We start from the raw sequence: 18,334 nt of genomic DNA, 5'->3' as shown, positions 1-18,334 counted from the left end.
CAAAGAAATTACCTTACTTCAATCCCATGCCGCCGCAGTTCGTCCTTCAAGTCGGGAATCAGTATCTCGCCATAATGGAATACAGAAGCTGCCAGCGCTGCATCCACATTGCTTTGCTGGAACACATCCACAAAATGCTGCTTGCTGCCTGCCCCGCCCGAAGCAATCAGCGGTATGGACAAGTTATCATTAATTTTTTTCAAGAACACACAATCGAATCCATTTTTGGTGCCATCGTGATCCATGGAGGTCAGCAAAATCTCCCCTGCCCCCCGATCCTCGGCTTCCTTGATCCAATCTTCGGTTTCGATGTCGGTTTTCAAACGGCCACCATTGAGATGGACAAAGTTTTTGCCATCCACATGCCGCGTATCCACTGCGACCACCACAAACTGTATACCGAAAGCATCAGCCAATTGATTAATTAATGCGGGATTCCGTACAGCAGCCGAATTGATGGATATTTTATCCGCACCAGCGTGCAATAACACATCCGCATCGGCCAGTTCATTAATGCCGCCGCCGATGGTAAAGGGGATATTCAGTTGCCGCGCCACAGCCTTGACGAGTTCTGCCGTGGTTTTGCGCCGTTCGTGCGTAGCCGTAATATCCAGAAACACCAATTCGTCAGCCCCTTGCCTCGAATATTGCCAAGCCAGTTCCACCGGATCACCCGCATCGCGCAGGTCAACAAAGTTGACGCCTTTCACCGTCCGCCCATCTTTGACATCCAAGCAGGGAATGATGCGTTTGGCCAGCATGATTAGTTAAAAACGGATAAGGGATTTCAGGTTCCACTCCTTAATTTGCTCAATGGTAATGCGGTTCTCGTAGATAGCTTTACCTACTACGCATGCCTCCACCTTGATGGCATCCAACGCATAGATATCCTCCATTGAGCTGATGCCGCCCGATGCAATGAGTTTAATAATGGGCGAATGGTCCAGTAATTTCTGATACAGGTCTACCCCTGCTCCCCCCAGTTTACCATCTTTATTGATATCGGTACACAGAAAGCGGAAAAAGCCCAAAGAGAGGCATCTGTCAATATAATCCAGCAATTTCACGGGAGAGCTTTCCATCCAACCGGAATATTTGATCACTTCATCCAGCACATCAATGGCAATGACTACATGGTCGGCATATTTACGCTTGCCTTGGTTAAGTTTGCTGAGCTCATCCAAAAATTCGGGATTTGTGATCGCTTGCGTACCAATGACCACCCGATGTATCCCCGCATCCACCAATTCTTTCACCTTATCTATACTGCGTACACCGCCGCCATATTGCACCTTCATATCGGTATGACGGACAATATCCAACAGGTAGGTTTGATTGGAAAGATCACCTTTCGCACCATTGAGATCCACAATATGGACAAATTCGGTACCGTTGGATTGGTACTTTTCAATCATTTCTTCAAGGCTTACGCCATATATAGTGGCATCGTCGTAATTGCCTTCACGTAAGCGGACGACCTTTTTGTCCAATACATCTATTGCTGGAATGATATACATACTTTTTTTAAGGTTGATCGTTAATATAAGTTTGAAAAATTCAACAATAACTGTTCACCCGCTTCCCCGGATTTTTCAGGATGGAATTGTACCCCATAAAAATTCCTATCCTGTATGGCAGCTGAAAACTTCAGTCCATATTGAGCGGAAGCGGCTGTAAAAGTAGCATTATATTCAATAAAATAAGAGTGTACAAAGTAAAAGTAGGCATCTTTTTTTATATTGTCGAATATCGGACATCCATTTTCATGAAACACCTTATTCCAGCCCATGTGAGGCACCTTTTCAGCAATACGCTTGTCAAAATGCAACGTATTCAAGGAAATAATATCCAACAAGGGACTATCACCCTCCTCCGAATAGGCCGTCAGCAATTGCATGCCCACACATATCCCCAAAACGGGTTTCGTCAGCTGGCCAATCGAAGCCGCAAGGCCCGAAGCTGCTAATTTCCGCATCGCTGCCCCTGCGTGTCCTACTCCCGGGATGATGATACGGTCGTAGCCCGCCAATTCATCTACCTTATTGACCATTCCATAGGGGATATTCAAACGGTTTAAAGCAGCCGTAAGTGAAAAAATATTCCCCGCTCCGTAATTGATGATGCCTATCATTTTAGTATCATAAAACGCCTTTTGTACTGGGCAACTCCATGTGTTCCGCATCGCGCCTTACGGCCTTTTTGATGGATTTGGCGAACGCTTTAAAAATTGCCTCTATTTTATGGTGTTCATTTTCACCCTCGGCCTTGATATTGAGGTTACATTTGGCCGCATCGGAGAATGATTTGAAAAAATGGAAAAACATTTCCGTGGGCATATCCCCTATTTTTTCCCGCTTGAATTCAGCATCCCATACCATCCAGCTTCTCCCACCGAAATCGATGGCTACCTGTGCCAAGCAATCGTCCATGGGTAGCGTAAAGGCATAGCGTTCGATGCCTCGCTTATCACCCAGCGTCTTGGCAAAGGCCTCGCCCAAGGCGATGCCGGTATCCTCAATGGTATGATGCTCATCAATATGCAGATCACCCTTGGCATGTAGGGTCAGGTCGATCTGACCATGGCGGGCAATTTGATCAAGCATATGATCAAAAAAGGGCAACCCGGTATGGATATCAGCTTTCCCCTTTCCATCGAGATTTAGCTTGACATAAATGTCCGTTTCGTTGGTTTTGCGGTGGTGTTCGCCTACCCGGACGCCCAATTTCAAAAACTCGTAAATGGTTTTCCAATCCGGGGATTCCAATGCCACCACGGATTCATCAATTTGGAGAGCTTCCGAAGCACCAAGTGCATCGTTATTACGCAACCAGATGGCTTTAGCCCCAAGATTCTGGGCCAGCTTGACGTCATTGATGCGATCGCCAATCACAAAGGAATGGGCGAGGTCATACTTTTCCCTATCGAAATAGGCCGTCAGTAAAGCAGTACCCGGCTTGCGTGTAGGTGCATTTTCGTGGGGGAATGTACGGTCGATATGCTGTGCCGCAAACACGACGCCTTCACCGGCAAAAGTATCGATGACAAACTGGTGCACGGGCCAGAAATTTTCTTCGGGGTGCGAAGCCGTCCCCAATCCATCCTGGTTGGTCACCAACACCAATTCAAACCCCAGTTCGCTCGCAATGCGTGGCAAATAGTGCAACGCTCCCGGATAGAACTTCAATTTGGCGAAGGAATCAACCTGCTCGTCTTCCGGTTCGGTAATCAGCGTACCGTCCCGGTCTATAAAAAGTAGTCGTTTAATTGTATCAGGCATCGATTTATTATTTGCCTCTATCTATACCAAGGTCGTGTTGAACCTGCCAAACTTAGGAAAAATTGTTAATGCAATAAAACAATTTTATTCCTTTCGGCATGTACTTCCCTAACGATTCAGTTTTCCGGGTGATAGTGCGCCAGCGCTTCCACCAACAGGCTATTTTCTTCCGGCGTCCCCACGGTAATGCGCAGGCAGCCCGCGCACAACTCCACCTTCGAACGGTCGCGTATTATGATGCTCTTTTCCACCAAATACGTATATAAATGCCGTGGTTCGACCGTTTTCACCAATATAAAGTTAGCATCTGAAGGATAAACATGCACGACAAACTTCATTTGGCGCAATACCTCCGATAGCCGTTCCCGCTCAGCCACAGCTTCCCTAATCCATGCATTCACCGTTTCCACGTTATCCAAAGCCTTCAATGCCAATTCCTGTGTAGCCTGATTGATGTTGTAAGGCGGTTTTATTTTATTGAATACCTCAATAATTTCCTCACTTGCAAATGCCATCCCCAGGCGCAAGCCCGCCAAGCCCCAGGCCTTAGACAGGGTTTGCAGCACGACCAAGTTGCTATATTCCGTCAGCTCTTGGATAAATGTTTTCTGCCTGGAATAGTTGATATACGCTTCATCAATGACTACCAGTCCACCGAAATTCGCCAAGATGGTCTCCACATCTTCCCGATGCAAGGAATTGCCCGTCGGGTTATTGGGCGAACACAGGAAAATCATCCGTGTATTGGCATCAATGGTCTCTGCAATGCCCTCCAAATCGAGTTGGAAGTCTGCTGTAAGGTTTACCTTCTTGATCGCTACATCGTTGATATGGGCAGACACCTCATACATGCCATACGTAGGGGGTACCAGCAAGACATTGTCTATACCCGGGCGGCAAAACGCCCGGTATAGGATGTCTATCGCCTCATCGCTCCCGTTGCCGAGGAAGATGTTTCGGGCGGGGACACCCTTGATTTTGCTCAGTTTCAGCTTCAGCTGTTGTTGCAGGGGATCGGGATAGCGGTTATAATTTCGTTCCAACGGAGAGCCATATGCATTCTCATTGGCATCCAATAAAACAGAAGCCTCACCTTTAAATTCGTCCCGTGCAGAGGAATAAGGGATCAATTTCCGGATATTCTCCCTCAATAAATTCGTTAAATCAAATGAATTTGCCATTTATAACTTTCAACCTGAATTTTATACGCTATACCAATTGCCTTCCTGCGCTAATTGCGTAGCCTCAAATGCCGTTTTGCTTTCTTCCAATAAGGGATTCAGATCCTTATATCTCGCTGAATAATGTCCGATAAGCAATTTTTTGGCTTGTACCTGAGCCGCTATTTCCCCGGCCTGCAATGCCGTCGTATGAAACGTCTCCAGCGCCCTATCAAGCATATTATGCATAAACGTAGCTTCGTGATAGAGCAGATCTGTCTGCTGGATATAAGGGAGATAGCTTGCTGTCCTTACGGTATCCGAGCAGTAGGCATAGCTTCGCGGAATAGGCGATGCAAAAGTCAAGTCCTCCCAGCGGTATACCGTTCCATTGGGAGCCACGTAGTCATGCCCGCGTTTAATAAGGGGCAGATAATCATTGGGAATACCAAGCGCTTCCGTCTTTTCCCGATCAATTGCAGGCAGGCGCTTTTTTTCATCAAACCGGAAGCCCGTGCATGCGATACGGTGATCGAGTGGAAAGCTGCTCACCTGCACATGTTCATTCTCAAAAATCATTTCCATCGTTTGATCTTGTGTGGCATGCACATATAACGGATACCTCAATACGGTTTGGGAATGCAGAAAATTCAAGTCAATGATTTCCTTCAATGCAGGAGGACCATAGACATGTACCGCTTCCTTGCGCCCGATCAGGTGCATCGAAGAAAGGAGGCCAATCAGCCCCAGGTAATGGTCGCCATGTAAGTGACTAATGAAAATATGTTTAATGCGGTTGCTCCTGATGCCATACTTAATCAATTGTACCTGCGTACCTTCGCCGCAATCGACCAAGTACAATTGTTCATTGATATTGATGAGTTGCGCTGTCGGGTGGCGCCCGTATATTGGCGTGGCAGAGCTACTTCCTAAAATCAATACATCAAACCTCATCCCTCTTCTACGGCGCCCCTCAAATCCTTCTCCAGTTCTTTTGAAAATATGAGGTCTTCAGCATCAGCTGTATTTGGCGCCACCGTCAACACTTCGTCCAATTTACACATTGAAATCAGATTTTTGATTTGTTGGTTTGCACAGGCCAGGATAAATACGCCGCCCGCCGCTTTGCATAGCCGATGGGCCAGCAGCCCGGTACGCAAGCCCGATGAGTCGGCCTCCTTTACTTGGGACAAATCAAATACAATATTGCGTTGCCCACCTGTATTGCGCAGGAGAAATTCAGCTTTAATTTTTGGTGCCGAGTCGCCATCCAATACTTCCACGTGTGGCTGGATGACTACATATTTTTCGTGTTTATCAATTGTAAATTTCATGACGGCAATAACTTTTTTATAATACCCCTAATTACCTAACTGTTGGAGGGCAGCTGCGGTATTGCGTTCCACCCTTTCCAATACATCAATACCATCCGGGTATACAAATCGTTCCCCCGTAATGTGTTCGAAGAGCTCGATATACCTTTCAGCTATCGAAGATACAACTTCATCTGTCATTTCAGGAACTTTTTGATCTTCTTTTCCTTGAAAACCGTTTTCAATCAACCATTTCCGCACAAACTCTTTAGACAATTGCCGTTGCGGTTCTCCGTCTTGTTGCAGCTGTTCGTAACTATCCGCATAGAAATAGCGCGATGAATCCGGCGTATGGATTTCATCGATGAGGTATATTTTTCCATCCAGCTTACCAAATTCATATTTGGTATCCACTAAGATTAGCCCACGTTCGGCGGCTAATGCTGTACCGCGTTTAAAAAGCAGTTGGGTGTATTGTTCCAGTTGGGTGTAATCCGCCTCCGATACGATACCCTGTTTTAAGATATCCGCTCGCGAGATATCCTCATCGTGGCCGACGGCCGCTTTTGTAGTTGGTGTGATGATAGGCGCTGGCAAGCGATCATTTTCCCGGAGTCCATCGGGAAGCAATTCGCCGCAAATTTCGCGTTTGCCTGCCTGGTATTCCCGCCAAGCGTGGCCGGACAGGTAACCCCGGATGACCATTTCCACTTTAAACGGCTGGCATAAGCGACCAATGGCCACACAGGGATCAGGTACTGCCATGATCCAATTAGGCACAATGTCTTCCGTAGCCTTAAGGAATTTTGCTGCAACCTGGTTGAGTACCTGGCCCTTGTAAGGAATAGCCCGTGGAAGCACCACATCAAACGCCGAAATACGGTCTGTCGCGACCATTGCTAAGTATTTGTTGGCGATGGTGTATACATCCCGCACTTTACCCCGGTAAAAGGCTGTCTGGCCCTCAAAATGGAAATTTGTTTCTTTTATGGTATTCATTTTTCTGCTTTCGACTTTTCGGCGTCCAACTATCCGTTTTCGGACGCCCGACTTCTGACTCCTTTCAGACTCCCGACTAAATATCCCCGTACGCCTCCAAGATACGTCTCACGAGTTTGTGCCGCACGACATCCCCGCCGCTCAGGTAAATGATATCTATCCCTTCAACGTCATCCAGTAATCTCAGTGCAGTCTGCAATCCCGATTGTTGCTTTTTGGGAAGATCAATCTGTGTAACGTCTCCGGTAACAATAAACTTGGCCGTAGGTCCCATCCGGGTCAGGAACATTTTCATCTGCATATCGGTGGCATTCTGAGCTTCATCTAAGATAACGAAACAATTGTCCAGCGTACGGCCCCGCATGAAAGCCAGGGGAGCGACTTCTATCGTCCGGTTTTCCAAAAAAATCTTCAATTTTTCAGCCGGAATCATATCATCCAACGCATCGTAAAGTGGCCGTAAGTAGGGATCTACCTTTTCCTTGAGGTCGCCGGGCAGGAATCCCAGGTTTTCACCCGCCTCCACCGCAGGCCTCGTCAGGATGATGCGCCGTATTTCCTTATTACGCAATGCCCGTACAGCCAATGCCACTGCGGTATATGTTTTACCTGTTCCAGCTGGGCCAATGGCAAATAAGATATCATTCTTAATGATACTTTCCACCATCCGCCGTTGGTTCGCCGTCCGCGCTTTGACAACAATACCGTTGGGCCCGAAGACAATGGGCTCCCCACCGACATGGCTGCTTGCCACAGGATGATCCATTTTTTTGGATATATCCGACGATACCGGAGCCCCAAGAATCGTCTCCACATCGTTAGCGGTCAAGCTATTATATTGCTCAATATGGGCAATTACTTTGTCAAAACTTTCCTTGAACAAGGAGATTTCACGCCCATCCCCTAATAGTTTCACCTCGTTGCCCCTGGCGACAATCCGCAATTTCGGAAACTGCTTTTTGAACACCTCGAAGTGTTCGTTTTGCGCCCCCCATAACACGGCGGGGTTCACATATTCTAAGGTAATGTTTAATTCGCTCAAATTCTTCAGTTAGCTATCTGCTGCCAGCCATCGGCCACCAGCATTTCCCTTTTCTTCTATTTTATATCCAACTCCTGCTAGCATTCCCCTCATTCCGCTTCTTACTGCCCTCAAATATAGCGATAAATTGCAATTCGTATCGGCGAAATAAAAAATCTACTTTACGGACAATTTTTAAATGATGCCAAGTTTATCTAAGTTTGCATCGATTGCAATCAAGGCGGGTATGGGTGTCATTACCTTAACAACAGATTTAGGGAATAAAGATTTTTATCAAGCTGCACTTAAGGGCAGTATCATTAGCCAATTCCCTGCTGTGCAGTTGGTGGACATATCCCATGAAATCCCTCCCTTTGACATTCAGTATGCGGCATTCGTCTTAAAAAATGCGTATAGGTATTTTCCGGAAAACACCGTCCATCTCATTGGTATCGATTCCGTATTCAACCAGGACACCCGTTATCTTGCTTTACAGTACAATGGCCATTTTTTTATCGGTGCAGACAATGGTATTTTTTCATTGATATTGGAAGGGCCGCCTACAGACGCTGTAGAACTGAATATCATCCAGGATTTGAAGTACCTGCATTTTCCGCTGACCGATATTTTTGCCAAGGCGGCATGTCACCTTGCAAAAGGCGGCAGACTTACCGACATCGGAGATCCGGTAAATGCAGTAGTGGATCGCACCTTGGTACAGCCCGTAGTAGAAAAAGACAGCTTGCGAGGCAATGTTGTATTCATCGATTCATTTGGCAATGTAATTAGCAACATCAGCAAAGAACTATTTAACAAAGTACAGCGCGGCCGTAATTTTGTCTTATATTTCAGACGCAACGAGACGATTGACCAAATGAGCTGGCATTACAATGAAGTGCCTGAAGGCGAAAAACTTTGCCTCTTCGGCATCAGCAATTACCTGGAGATAGCCATCAATAAAGGCAATGCGAGCGGGCTGCTCGGGCTTCACAAAGGAGATATCATCCGCGTGGAATTTCGTAAATGAACACATATGATGAAGTTTTCCCCCATACGCCTCCTGTTAGCAAGTTGTGCCTTGCTGCTCACCTTTACCCCATCCATGGCCCAGCGCCAAGCGGCTGACACTTTGGGCTATGAAAACCAACGCCAAAAGGTAAACGAACTGTTGACCCAGCGCAGCCAGCGCTTTGGTCAATTTGACGAAAGCCTCAAAAGGCGCACCGGCATCTTTGGCCTGAAAACAAAAAAAGACATGCAGGCATCCATTGACATCCTCAAGCAAATTGTATTGATGGACAATGACATCTTCCGCGAAACAAAAATGCTGTTAGACTATAAGGACTTTGAAAAGTCGCAGATAGCCGATCAGGCGTCCGAATTTGATGGCCGTATCAATGGCTATATAAAGACCATCAGCAAGCTACAGCTTCAGCAGGAACAATTGGCCAGCGAAATCAATGGCCTCGAAAAAACCAATCAAATTTATGAGGGCATTGCCGTATTGCTGGGGCTAATACTATTGGGCGGTATCACGTATGTGTTTATCAACCGTCAAAAATTGACGAAAACGTGATATGCTAACGCATTATTGTCTATACTTTTGCCCTTATAGTTTTTAGTTATAGGACATGGCAAGACAACGGTTAAATAGTGGGGATACGCCATCGGAGGATCTACCCAAACCAAAGCTCACCAAGACAACGCTTAGGAAGGCTGCCAAGTTGCTGGCCTACCTCAAACCATACCGGATGAAATTCATCATCGGCATGGTCTTTTTGTTTTTATCCAGCTTGACAGCGCTCACCTTTCCCGCACTGTTGGGTGCCATGATCGATGCCGCCCAAGGCAAACAAGGTTATGCATGGATTCCGGCAGACATCCGCACCATCGGAATAATTGCATTCCTCATCCTATTTGCCCAATCGGTTGTGTCGTTTTTCCGGATACGCCTCTTTGTGGAGGTAGCCGAAAAATCCCTCGCAGATATCCGCCGTGATTCGTACTATACACTGATCACGCTGCCACTTGATTTCTTTGCCAACAGAAGAGTAGGTGAATTAAACAGCCGCCTTTCCGCCGACTTGGCACAGATACAGGACACCATGACGACGACGTTAGCGGAAATCATCAGGCAGGTTGTCCTGCTCAACGGCGGCGTATGCTTACTATTCATTGTTTCAGGCAAGCTCACCTTACTCAATCTAAGTATTTTACCTATACTGGTGGTGGTAGCCGTTGTCTTCGGCCGATTTATCCGCAAGCTATCGCGCAAAGCACAGGACAAGTTGGCCGAGTCAAACACCGTAGTACAGGAAACGCTTCAGGGCATCAGCAATGTGAAAGCATTCGTCAATGAAGCCTACGAAGCAGCACGCTATTCCAAGACACTCCAAGCTGTGGTCGATATCGCCGTCAAGGGGGCTACATACCGCGGCATCTTTGCGTCTTTTATTATATTCTGCCTCTTCGGCGCAGTAGTAGCTGTTATCTGGTATGGCTCGGCATTGGTGGCTTCGGGTGACATATCCGTCGGCGATCTGACCACTTATATCCTTTACTCCATATTTGTGGCAGGATCGATGGGCAGCTTTCCGGAGCTATACGCCAACATTCAAAAAGCGATAGGTGCCAGTGAGCGCGTCATCGAGATTTTGGATGAGCCGCAGGAGGATATCGGTTTATTACAGGAAGATAAAACCATCAAAAACCTGATAACTGGGCATATTGCATTTGAAAATGTTACGTTTACCTACCCGTCCCGGCGCGAAATCACCGTCTTGAAAAACGTATCATTCGAGGTACAGGCAGGCAAAAAGATCGCCATTGTGGGGCCAAGCGGTACAGGCAAATCTACCATCGCTGCCCTGATCTTGCAATTTTACAAGCCCGGTAGCGGCCGCATTTTATTTGATGGCCATGAAGCGGGCAGTTACCCATTGACTGATATTCGTCACCAAGTGGCCATTGTACCACAAGATGTATTGCTCTTTGGGGGTACTATTCGTGAAAATATAGCCTACGGAAGGCTGGATGCCGATGCGGGTGAAATCATTACTGCCGCCCAACGGGCCAATGCGCACGACTTTATCATGGATTTTCCCGAGGGATATGACACCGTGGTTGGCGAACGTGGCGTAAAATTGTCCGGCGGCCAGCGCCAGCGTATCGCCATTGCCCGGGCTTTACTCAAAGATCCCGCTATTTTAATTCTTGATGAGGCCACCTCTTCATTAGACTCCGAGTCCGAACGGCAAGTACAGCAAGCGCTGGAGGAATTGATGAAGAATCGCACGTCCATCATCATCGCCCATCGGCTTTCTACCATCCGGGAAGCCGATCAAATCGTCGTCGTCGAATGCGGCCAGGTGGTCGCTTCAGGCACCCATGAAGAACTTATGGACAAAGGCGAAGGATTATATCATCATCTCTATAAGCTCCAGCTGGCGGATAAATGGGCCACGTAAGAAAACTTTTTTTGCATGCCGTTGTTCTTAAGGTATAAAAAGTGAAAGCGAAACATAATTAAAAGGACAACAAGATGAACACAAAAAACAGTATCGTTACGTATGCGTTGGTAGGATTGGCAGCCGGTACCGTAGCTTGGCTACTGTTGGGCACAAAGGAAGGCCGCAAACAATTGGACCGCGCAAGTGATGGCATACGTGAGCTCTCCAGTTCCATCCGGAAAAGTACAAAAAAGAGCATACGCGAAGCCTCTAAATTAGCCAACCGCGCTGCCCATGAACTCGACGATTTACGTGCGCAGGCACGGAGCAAAGGCCAAGCAGCCATCCATAAGGCCGATCGATTGGCCAAGGATGGCATCGATAATGCAAGCAAAGCCGTCAAAACAGCGAAGCAGAAGGTCGAAGAGGAAATTTAGATTTCGCTTCTCCCACAAAAATGCCTTGCGAATCGTATCTTTGCGGGAATGAGTTTGCTCAAAGAGGTCAAATCCCTCGTCCACAAAGACGTCGTATTGGAATGGCGTTCCAAGTATGCCATCAATAGCATTTTACTTTATGTAGTATCCACGGTTTTTGTATGCTATCAAGCATTCAAATCCGTGGATCCTACAACATGGAATGCGTTGTTTTGGATTATCCTCTTATTTGCGTCAGTCAATGCCATCAACAAAAGCTTTGTGCAAGAGAGCCACAGCCGCCAGTTGTATTATTATACCTTAGCAAGCGCAAAGGCCGTTATCCTTTCGAAAATCATTTACAATATGCTTGTCATGCTATTGCTTTCAGCGATAGCCTATTTGGTATATTCCGTAATCTTCCAGAATCCCCTTGGTGATCCTACACTCTATTTGCTCACTGTCTTTTTGGGGAGCACGGGGTTCGCCTCCGTCTTCACCATGGTTTCAGGAATAAGCGCAAAAGCAGGCAACAACAGCACGCTGATGGCCGTGCTAAGCTTCCCTATCATTATCCCCCTGCTTCTTGTGCTTATCAAGGTTTCCAAGAACGCAATGGACGGCTTGGATCGCAGTGTCAGCTATGACGAATTGGTTGTACTTCTTGCCATCAACATGATCACCATTGCTATTTCTTTATTGTTATTTCCTTACCTTTGGCGAGACTGATTGGTGAGAGGGAGGAACAAGGATATTAGGAACAAAGACTTTAACGTTCATTTCCTATCTTTGCTCCTTAATCATTATATCGTTGTTCAATATCACTTTCAATGAAACACTATTGGTGGAAAATCCTGGGTATTTTGTTGCTGCTGTACAGCATTATCATGGGTATATTGGGCCCAGTACCGGCTCTTCCCATCGTGCACGAAACCATCCGCAATGTGTATTTCCACGTACCCATGTGGTTTACCATGTTTACCCTCTATTTCATATCGGTTGTCTACAGCATTAAATACTTAGCTGCTGGCAATCCACAACATGATTTAGTAGCCGTTGAAAGTGTCAATGTAGGCATCGTATTCTGCATATTTGGACTGGCCAGCGGTATGTTATGGGCCAATTTCACATGGGGCGATCCCTGGCCCAATGACCCCAAGCTTAATGGATCCGCCATTGCCACCCTAATGTACTTAGCCTATTTGGTGCTTCGCAATGCCCTGGAAGAAGAACAAAAGCGTGCGAAAATATCCGCTGTTTATAATGTCTTTGCCTTTCCCATCATGATTGTACTGATGTATATCCTGCCCAAGACGACCGATTCGCTCCATCCGGGCAGCGGTGGGAATGCTGGGTTTGGACAATTTGATCTCGATGGTTCAATGAAAGCGGTCTTATACCCCGCATCGTTGGGCTGGATACTCATCGGCACCTGGCTGATGACCTTACGGTTTCGCATCCGCAAATTGGAATACCAACATCAAGCCACAGCGGCATAAACTTTGGTATAATGACAATTGTAAAACGATTAAACAACAAAAATTGACAACGTTTATTGCAAAACACTATGAAAAAGATAATTCTTTCTTTGCTATTAGTTATCAATGGGTTAATATGTAGTTTTGCGCAATCAAACACCGGGGTCGAAATGGCCACGGGTTTACGCAGCTCAGGCAAAATTTATGTAGTGGTGACCGTATTGGTGGTACTCTTTTTAGGACTCGCCATCTACCTGTTTACCATCGACAAGAAACTTGCTCGCTTGGAAAAACAGCAAAAACACTAGTACATTCGTGAAACACCGTTAAGCTGCTTGTTCATTTAAAATTACCGATTATCTAATAATAACTATTGTTATGGCTAAGTCAATAGCAAAAACAGCGCAGGAACCCCATTTTTTTGACGATGTATCCGCATTTTTTGATCATGCAGCGCAATTCACGAAGCATTCCCAAGGCTTGCTCAACCAAATTAAGGTGTGTAATAGCGTTTATCGTTTTAGTTTCCCTTTCCGAAGAGGCGACACGTTAGAAGTAATCAACGCTTGGCGGGTTGAGCATTCGCAACACATGTCACCCACCAAGGGGGGTATCCGGTACAGCGAAATGGTCAATGAAGATGAGGTGATGGCGCTCGCTGCCTTAATGACGTACAAATGTGCCATTGTCAACGTACCATTTGGGGGCGCCAAGGGCGGAATTGCCATAAACCCGAAAAACTACTCCGTTGCCGAGTTAGAGAATATTACCCGGCGATACACTGTTGAATTGATCAAGAAGAATTTTATCGGCCCTGCTATTGATGTACCTGCTCCCGATTACGGCACCGGAGAACGGGAAATGAGCTGGATAGCCGACACCTATACGACAATGAATCCGGGGCAGTTGGATGCTTTCGGATGCGTGACGGGCAAACCGATTTCATTGCATGGCATCAATGGGCGCAAAGCCGCCACCGGACGCGGTGTGGCCATCGCCATACGCGAATGCGTGGATGTCACCGAAGACATGAAGGAAATCGGCCTTACGCCCGGCATCACAGGAAAAAAGGTAATTGTACAAGGGCTGGGTAATGTTGGATACAATACGGCAAAGGTACTGATGGAGTTTGGTGCTGTCATCGTGGGGATATGCGAGTACGATGGCGCACTGTACAATCCGGATGGCTTAGACCCGGATGCCATCCTCGAACACCGTAAAAATACGGGTTCGATATTGGGCTACAAAAAAGCTTCCAAAGAATTTAAGACATCGGCAGAAGGGTTGGAACAGCCTTGTGACATCTTGGTTCCCGCAGCATTGGAAAACCAATTGACCGAAGAAAATATCGGCCGCATCCAAGCTAAAATTATCGCCGAAGGTGCCAACGGCCCCACTACTCCCGGCGCCGAAGCTGCATTCGTCAAAAAGGGAGGGATTATTATCCCTGATATGTATTGCAATGCAGGAGGTGTGACGGTATCTTACTTTGAATGGCTGAAAAACCTGTCGCACGTGGCCTTTGGCCGCATGGATAAACGGTATGAAGAAATGGCCAACCTCAATTTAGTAAACACTGTAGAGGCCATCACGGGCAAGTCACTTACCCCAGCCCAACGGATGACCATTGTAAAGGGCGCAGACGAATTGGAGCTGGTCAACTCCGGGCTGGAAGATACCATGATACGCGCTTACCACGAAATCAGGGAAATTAAAAACTCAAACAAAGCCATCGATACGCTGCGGACTGCCGCTTTCGTAGGTGCCATTGATAAAATCGCCGGCTCTTACCAAAACCTGGGTATTTGGCCGTAATATTTTCAAGCTTAACGGGGTATCCAAAAAAACAAGTGCTTTTTTGGATACCCCGATAGCTTCATTTCGCTGTCCATTCCAGTATTCCACCACTAAACCTTCATGAATATTTTATCTGTTGCCGCCTGTTCGATAGCATGCATGCCTCGTCCTGATCCTTCGCCTATCTACTGCGACAAGTTTATAGCTGAAAAGTTAGGATTTTAATAAAAAAGGCATTAACTTTATTTCCGTAATCGTAAGATTGCTCAATTAAGGTCTTTCTACTCGTTCAAAAATAGTGTAATATTAGTTCACAGCTATGATAAGCGAAAAGCATTATTCAGCGATGTTTGAGGCTTTGCCTACACCATGCTTGATTCTGCTTCCAAATGCCCCCGTATTTACCATCATCAATGCGAGCAATACCTATTTGGCGCTGAGTGGTACTATCGAACGGGAAAAAATCGTTGGCAAAGGCTTTTTTGACGTATTCCCCCGCAACCCTTACGTGAACCAACACCAATGGCAGGCTACTTTTGACCAAGTCCTTCACGAAAAAAAAACCGATAAAGTAATAACACAAAAATATCCCTTTCCGTTGCCGGGATTATCCAATGGCGTCGATATCAAATACTTCGACGTACTGAATACCCCTGTGCTCGATGAACAGGGAGCAATCATGTTTATCATCCGATCGATGACGGATGTCACCGAGACTATACGGCATGAGCGCCTTCTCGAACAAACCCAGCAGATGGCCCGGTCTGGTAATTGGGAAGTAAGCATGGTGCATAGGACTGTTACTTGGTCACAACGGTTAAAAACGATCTTACAAGTGGATTCGGCATTCCAGCCCGATTTTGAATCCGCCTTGTCCTTTTTTGATACCATAAGCCGCAAGAGCATGTTGCGGGCTTTTCAGAAGGCTAATCGGCACGGCACTTCTTTCCGCCTTACGCTCCCTGTCATTACCGCCAAAGGCCGTGAACGCTGGTTGTCCACTGTAGGCAAAGCCGACATGGTAGACGGTGTATGCGTCCGGATTTACGGGATTTCAAAGGACATCACCGATAAACGGAACACTGAAAACGCATTGGTTTCATCTGACCGAAATTTTCAGAACCTCATCCAAACGATAGACGGGATTGTTTGGGAAGCAAGTGTAGAACCTTACGAGTTGACATTTATCAGTAAAAAAGTTGAACGGATGCTGGGCTACACCGCTAAGGAGTGGTTTTCCGAACCCGATTTCTGGATGAAACACATCCACGAATCCGACAGGGAGCGTGCGACCAAGTACCATCGCCAGCAGACAAAAAAACTAGCCAACCATACCTTTGATTACCGGGCAATCAAAAAAAACGGGGACACCGTCTGGATCAAGAATGTAGTATCTGTCATCTCAAAATCCGGCAAGCCAAGATGGCTGCGTGGTATCATGGTAGACATTACTGAAACCAAGCGCCTTGCCGACCTAGACCACCTCGAAAAAAATATATTAGAATTGACCACCCACCGGAATACGCCTGTCAAGTTGATTTTATCGGAATACCTGCTTGGTATCGAGGCGCTTTTTCCAGGCTTATACTGTTCTATACATCGGGTTCACGACGGCCGATTGTTCAACTGGGCGGCACCTTCGCTTCCACAGGCCTATTCAGCGGCCATTCACAATCGGCAAATAGGTGATAACACCGGATCATGCGGTACAGCAGCCTACCTGAAAATTCCGATCATCGTCAGCGATATCGCCACAGATCCGAAATGGTACGGTATCTCACAGGCGCCGCTCTCGCATGGCCTCAAGGCCTGTTGGTCGTATCCCATCATCGATTCCGAAGGCAGTGTAATGGCTGTCCTTGGCCTTTACTACAAGCAAATAAAAGCCCCAAACGCGGAGGAATTAGCAATCGTTGAGCGTACAGCCACCCTGTTGAAAATGATACTGGAAAACCGCCGGAATGCCGATTTGGCGCAGGAGGTTTCCGCCATGATTGATCAAGCGCAAGAATTGGCCCGTTTTGGCAACTGGCAGTGGGATGCCGAAACAAACCGTGTGCGTTGGTCAAGTGTCCTTCGTGATATTTACGGATTTGCCAATACCGATTATCATCCTACCTTTCAGGGATATTTGGCGGCCTTGCATAACGATGACAAGGCGCGGAGCATCGAAATCTTAAAACAAGTACGCAAAACCGGCAACGACAGTGTATTTGAAGAACGCATCGTACGTCCGGATGGTGAGACGAGGTATTTAAAAACGTGGGTAAGGTGTATGTTTGACGAAGAAGGGATACCGATAAAAATGATAGGTGCCTGTCTGGACATCACCGAAATGAAGCATAACGAGCTAAAACTAAAACAAATGCACCGGCAGCTGGAGAAACACCTTAGGGAAGTGGAAGAATCCGAAGCCAAATATAGCAACCTATTTCACCTCAGTCCACAACCCATGTGGGTATATGATTTGGAAACCTACCGTTTTTTGGATGTCAATGTTGCAGCCATCAAACATTACGGGTACACGCGAGAAGAGTTTTTCTCCATGACCATCAAGGATATCAAACCTTCCCAAAAGCGGCTGAAATTAGGGGGGAGCTATGAGTTTTCCAAAGAACACGACGAGCTCTTTAATCAAGACGTTTATATCCACCGCAAAAAGAACGGGGAAATCATCCATGTGGAAGTACAGAGTGTCATCATCAACTTCCACGGCCGGACAGCGGCGCTTATTTTGGCGCAGGACATCACCGAAAAGCTGAATCATATCGAAGCTATTGAAACACAGAACAGGAAACTGCAAGAGATTGCCTGGATGCAATCGCACGTTGTGCGGGCACCTTTGGCCCGTATTATGGGACTTGTCGATCTCATCCAGAATTTCCCCGAGTCCGGCGTCGAAAATGGCGAACTATTAGACTCTATAAATGGTTCAGCAATAGAACTGGATGATATTTTAAAAGCAATCACCAACAAAGCCGAGCAAATCAATTTCACCTAAAATCTTAGCTATACAATGGATCTGCATGTTATGGTTATTGATGACGACAAAATGTTTAACACGATGGCAAAGGTCTTGCTCAATGACACCGGCATTGCTGTTGAACCGGAGATTTGTACGAGTGGCGAGGAGGCGCTTGCGCGCTTAAAGCAGCACATTTCAAGAGACAAACGATTCTTGTTACTTTTAGATATCAACATGCCGATCATGAACGGATGGGAAGTACTGGACGCATTGAAAACACTCCCCTACGGCAATAATATCCGCGTGGTCATCGTTACTTCTTCCATCGATAAGGCTGATAAAGAACGTGCATTTACCTATGAACAACTTGCCGGTTACCTGGTAAAACCCATAAAACGGGAAGATCTTTCAGCACTAAAGACAGCCGAGCCCCTGGTGCATTTTTTTTCAGATTGATC

19 protein-coding genes are annotated in these 18,334 nt (G+C 46.6%); 10 read left to right on the top strand and 9 right to left on the bottom strand.

The window, feature by feature from the left end; translation table 11 throughout:
• Positions 1-8: 8 nt before the first annotated feature.
• From hisF to BMW65_RS17845, 9 genes are all read right to left on the bottom strand, one after another.
• Positions 9-761 (bottom strand): imidazole glycerol phosphate synthase subunit HisF, encoded by a 753-nt coding sequence (hisF, locus tag BMW65_RS17885; protein WP_090607454.1) that lies wholly within the window; start codon positions 759-761, stop codon positions 9-11.
• A 6-nt stretch (positions 762-767) separates the two neighbouring features.
• Positions 768-1,517 carry a 1-(5-phosphoribosyl)-5-[(5-phosphoribosylamino)methylideneamino]imidazole-4-carboxamide isomerase gene (locus BMW65_RS17880; protein ID WP_090607452.1) on the bottom strand — a complete coding sequence of 250 codons (750 nt, stop codon included), beginning with the start codon at positions 1,515-1,517 and terminating at the stop codon, positions 768-770.
• Between the two features lie 20 nt (positions 1,518-1,537).
• A complete protein-coding gene (gene hisH / locus BMW65_RS17875) occupies positions 1,538-2,131 on the bottom strand; it encodes an imidazole glycerol phosphate synthase subunit HisH (protein ID WP_090607450.1) in 594 nt (197 codons plus the stop codon).
• Between the two features lie 7 nt (positions 2,132-2,138).
• Entirely contained in the window at positions 2,139-3,278 is a 1,140-nt protein-coding gene (gene hisB / locus BMW65_RS17870) for a bifunctional histidinol-phosphatase/imidazoleglycerol-phosphate dehydratase HisB (protein WP_090607449.1), read from the bottom strand.
• 116 nt (positions 3,279-3,394) lie between these two features.
• Positions 3,395-4,459, bottom strand: a complete 1,065-nt coding sequence (gene hisC, locus BMW65_RS17865; RefSeq protein WP_090607447.1) for a histidinol-phosphate transaminase — start codon at positions 4,457-4,459, stop codon at positions 3,395-3,397.
• Positions 4,460-4,480: 21 nt separating this feature from the next.
• On the bottom strand, positions 4,481-5,392 hold the full coding sequence (locus BMW65_RS17860) for a ribonuclease Z (RefSeq protein WP_090607445.1): 912 nt from the start codon (positions 5,390-5,392) through the stop codon (positions 4,481-4,483).
• On the bottom strand, positions 5,389-5,772 hold the full coding sequence (locus BMW65_RS17855; RefSeq protein ID WP_090607444.1) for an STAS domain-containing protein: 384 nt from the start codon (positions 5,770-5,772) through the stop codon (positions 5,389-5,391). Before BMW65_RS17855 ends, BMW65_RS17860 begins: the two co-directional genes overlap by 4 nt.
• A gap of 27 nt (positions 5,773-5,799) precedes the next feature.
• On the bottom strand, positions 5,800-6,750 hold the full coding sequence (locus BMW65_RS17850; protein WP_090607442.1) for a phosphoribosylaminoimidazolesuccinocarboxamide synthase: 951 nt from the start codon (positions 6,748-6,750) through the stop codon (positions 5,800-5,802).
• Positions 6,751-6,826: 76 nt separating this feature from the next.
• Positions 6,827-7,792, bottom strand: coding sequence for a PhoH family protein (locus BMW65_RS17845; protein WP_090607440.1), 966 nt, complete (start codon positions 7,790-7,792; stop codon positions 6,827-6,829).
• A 226-nt stretch (positions 7,793-8,018) separates the two neighbouring features.
• Between BMW65_RS17845 and BMW65_RS17840 the strand changes: the two genes are divergently transcribed.
• The 10 genes from BMW65_RS17840 (at position 8,019) to BMW65_RS17795 (ending at position 18,332) form a co-directional block, all read left to right on the top strand.
• A complete protein-coding gene (locus BMW65_RS17840) occupies positions 8,019-8,798 on the top strand; it encodes an SAM hydrolase/SAM-dependent halogenase family protein (RefSeq protein ID WP_090607439.1) in 780 nt (259 codons plus the stop codon).
• 6 nt (positions 8,799-8,804) lie between these two features.
• Complete coding sequence (locus BMW65_RS17835) at positions 8,805-9,347, top strand: hypothetical protein (protein WP_245747677.1); 543 nt, start codon at positions 8,805-8,807, stop codon at positions 9,345-9,347.
• A gap of 55 nt (positions 9,348-9,402) precedes the next feature.
• Entirely contained in the window at positions 9,403-11,238 is a 1,836-nt protein-coding gene (locus BMW65_RS17830; protein ID WP_090607435.1) for an ABC transporter ATP-binding protein, read from the top strand.
• Between the two features lie 74 nt (positions 11,239-11,312).
• Entirely contained in the window at positions 11,313-11,657 is a 345-nt protein-coding gene (locus BMW65_RS17825) for a hypothetical protein (RefSeq protein WP_090607434.1), read from the top strand.
• A 48-nt stretch (positions 11,658-11,705) separates the two neighbouring features.
• Positions 11,706-12,365 carry a heme exporter protein CcmB gene (locus BMW65_RS17820; protein WP_090607432.1) on the top strand — a complete coding sequence of 220 codons (660 nt, stop codon included), beginning with the start codon at positions 11,706-11,708 and terminating at the stop codon, positions 12,363-12,365.
• A 101-nt stretch (positions 12,366-12,466) separates the two neighbouring features.
• A complete protein-coding gene (gene ccsA, locus BMW65_RS17815; RefSeq protein ID WP_090607431.1) occupies positions 12,467-13,135 on the top strand; it encodes a cytochrome c biogenesis protein in 669 nt (222 codons plus the stop codon).
• 68 nt (positions 13,136-13,203) lie between these two features.
• On the top strand, positions 13,204-13,422 hold the full coding sequence (locus BMW65_RS17810) for a CcmD family protein (protein ID WP_090607429.1): 219 nt from the start codon (positions 13,204-13,206) through the stop codon (positions 13,420-13,422).
• A 70-nt stretch (positions 13,423-13,492) separates the two neighbouring features.
• The gene (locus BMW65_RS17805) at positions 13,493-14,929 is read left to right on the top strand and encodes a Glu/Leu/Phe/Val family dehydrogenase (RefSeq protein ID WP_177181199.1); all 1,437 of its coding nucleotides are present in this window, start codon (positions 13,493-13,495) and stop codon (positions 14,927-14,929) included.
• Between the two features lie 301 nt (positions 14,930-15,230).
• Positions 15,231-17,912, top strand: coding sequence for a PAS domain S-box protein (locus tag BMW65_RS17800; RefSeq protein ID WP_090607428.1), 2,682 nt, complete (start codon positions 15,231-15,233; stop codon positions 17,910-17,912).
• Between the two features lie 15 nt (positions 17,913-17,927).
• Positions 17,928-18,332, top strand: a complete 405-nt coding sequence (locus tag BMW65_RS17795) for a response regulator (protein ID WP_090607426.1) — start codon at positions 17,928-17,930, stop codon at positions 18,330-18,332.
• The last annotated feature ends 2 nt before the right edge of the window (positions 18,333-18,334 follow it).

Source organism: Parapedobacter koreensis, from assembly GCF_900109365.1.
Taxonomy (GTDB): domain Bacteria; phylum Bacteroidota; class Bacteroidia; order Sphingobacteriales; family Sphingobacteriaceae; genus Parapedobacter; species Parapedobacter koreensis.
Note: the sequence above shows the minus strand (reverse complement) of the source record. Positions and strands in the feature narration are given on the sequence as shown.

What these genes read in the sequence shown, in the direction of transcription:
- hisF (WP_090607454.1), bottom strand. Translation starts at nt 761, where the DNA reads ATGCTGGCCAAACGCATCATTCCCTGCTTGGATGTCAAAGATGGGCGG.
- BMW65_RS17880 (WP_090607452.1), bottom strand. Translation starts at nt 1,517, where the DNA reads ATGTATATCATTCCAGCAATAGATGTATTGGACAAAAAGGTCGTCCGC.
- hisH (WP_090607450.1), bottom strand. Translation starts at nt 2,131, where the DNA reads ATGATAGGCATCATCAATTACGGAGCGGGGAATATTTTTTCACTTACG.
- hisB (WP_090607449.1), bottom strand. Translation starts at nt 3,278, where the DNA reads ATGCCTGATACAATTAAACGACTACTTTTTATAGACCGGGACGGTACG.
- hisC (WP_090607447.1), bottom strand. Translation starts at nt 4,459, where the DNA reads ATGGCAAATTCATTTGATTTAACGAATTTATTGAGGGAGAATATCCGG.
- BMW65_RS17860 (WP_090607445.1), bottom strand. Translation starts at nt 5,392, where the DNA reads ATGAGGTTTGATGTATTGATTTTAGGAAGTAGCTCTGCCACGCCAATA.
- BMW65_RS17855 (WP_090607444.1), bottom strand. Translation starts at nt 5,772, where the DNA reads ATGAAATTTACAATTGATAAACACGAAAAATATGTAGTCATCCAGCCA.
- BMW65_RS17850 (WP_090607442.1), bottom strand. Translation starts at nt 6,750, where the DNA reads ATGAATACCATAAAAGAAACAAATTTCCATTTTGAGGGCCAGACAGCC.
- BMW65_RS17840 (WP_090607439.1), top strand. Translation starts at nt 8,019, where the DNA reads ATGGGTGTCATTACCTTAACAACAGATTTAGGGAATAAAGATTTTTAT.
- BMW65_RS17835 (WP_245747677.1), top strand. Translation starts at nt 8,805, where the DNA reads ATGATGAAGTTTTCCCCCATACGCCTCCTGTTAGCAAGTTGTGCCTTG.
- BMW65_RS17830 (WP_090607435.1), top strand. Translation starts at nt 9,403, where the DNA reads ATGGCAAGACAACGGTTAAATAGTGGGGATACGCCATCGGAGGATCTA.
- BMW65_RS17825 (WP_090607434.1), top strand. Translation starts at nt 11,313, where the DNA reads ATGAACACAAAAAACAGTATCGTTACGTATGCGTTGGTAGGATTGGCA.
- BMW65_RS17820 (WP_090607432.1), top strand. Translation starts at nt 11,706, where the DNA reads ATGAGTTTGCTCAAAGAGGTCAAATCCCTCGTCCACAAAGACGTCGTA.
- ccsA (WP_090607431.1), top strand. Translation starts at nt 12,467, where the DNA reads ATGAAACACTATTGGTGGAAAATCCTGGGTATTTTGTTGCTGCTGTAC.
- BMW65_RS17810 (WP_090607429.1), top strand. Translation starts at nt 13,204, where the DNA reads ATGAAAAAGATAATTCTTTCTTTGCTATTAGTTATCAATGGGTTAATA.
- BMW65_RS17805 (WP_177181199.1), top strand. Translation starts at nt 13,493, where the DNA reads ATGGCTAAGTCAATAGCAAAAACAGCGCAGGAACCCCATTTTTTTGAC.
- BMW65_RS17800 (WP_090607428.1), top strand. Translation starts at nt 15,231, where the DNA reads ATGATAAGCGAAAAGCATTATTCAGCGATGTTTGAGGCTTTGCCTACA.
- BMW65_RS17795 (WP_090607426.1), top strand. Translation starts at nt 17,928, where the DNA reads ATGGATCTGCATGTTATGGTTATTGATGACGACAAAATGTTTAACACG.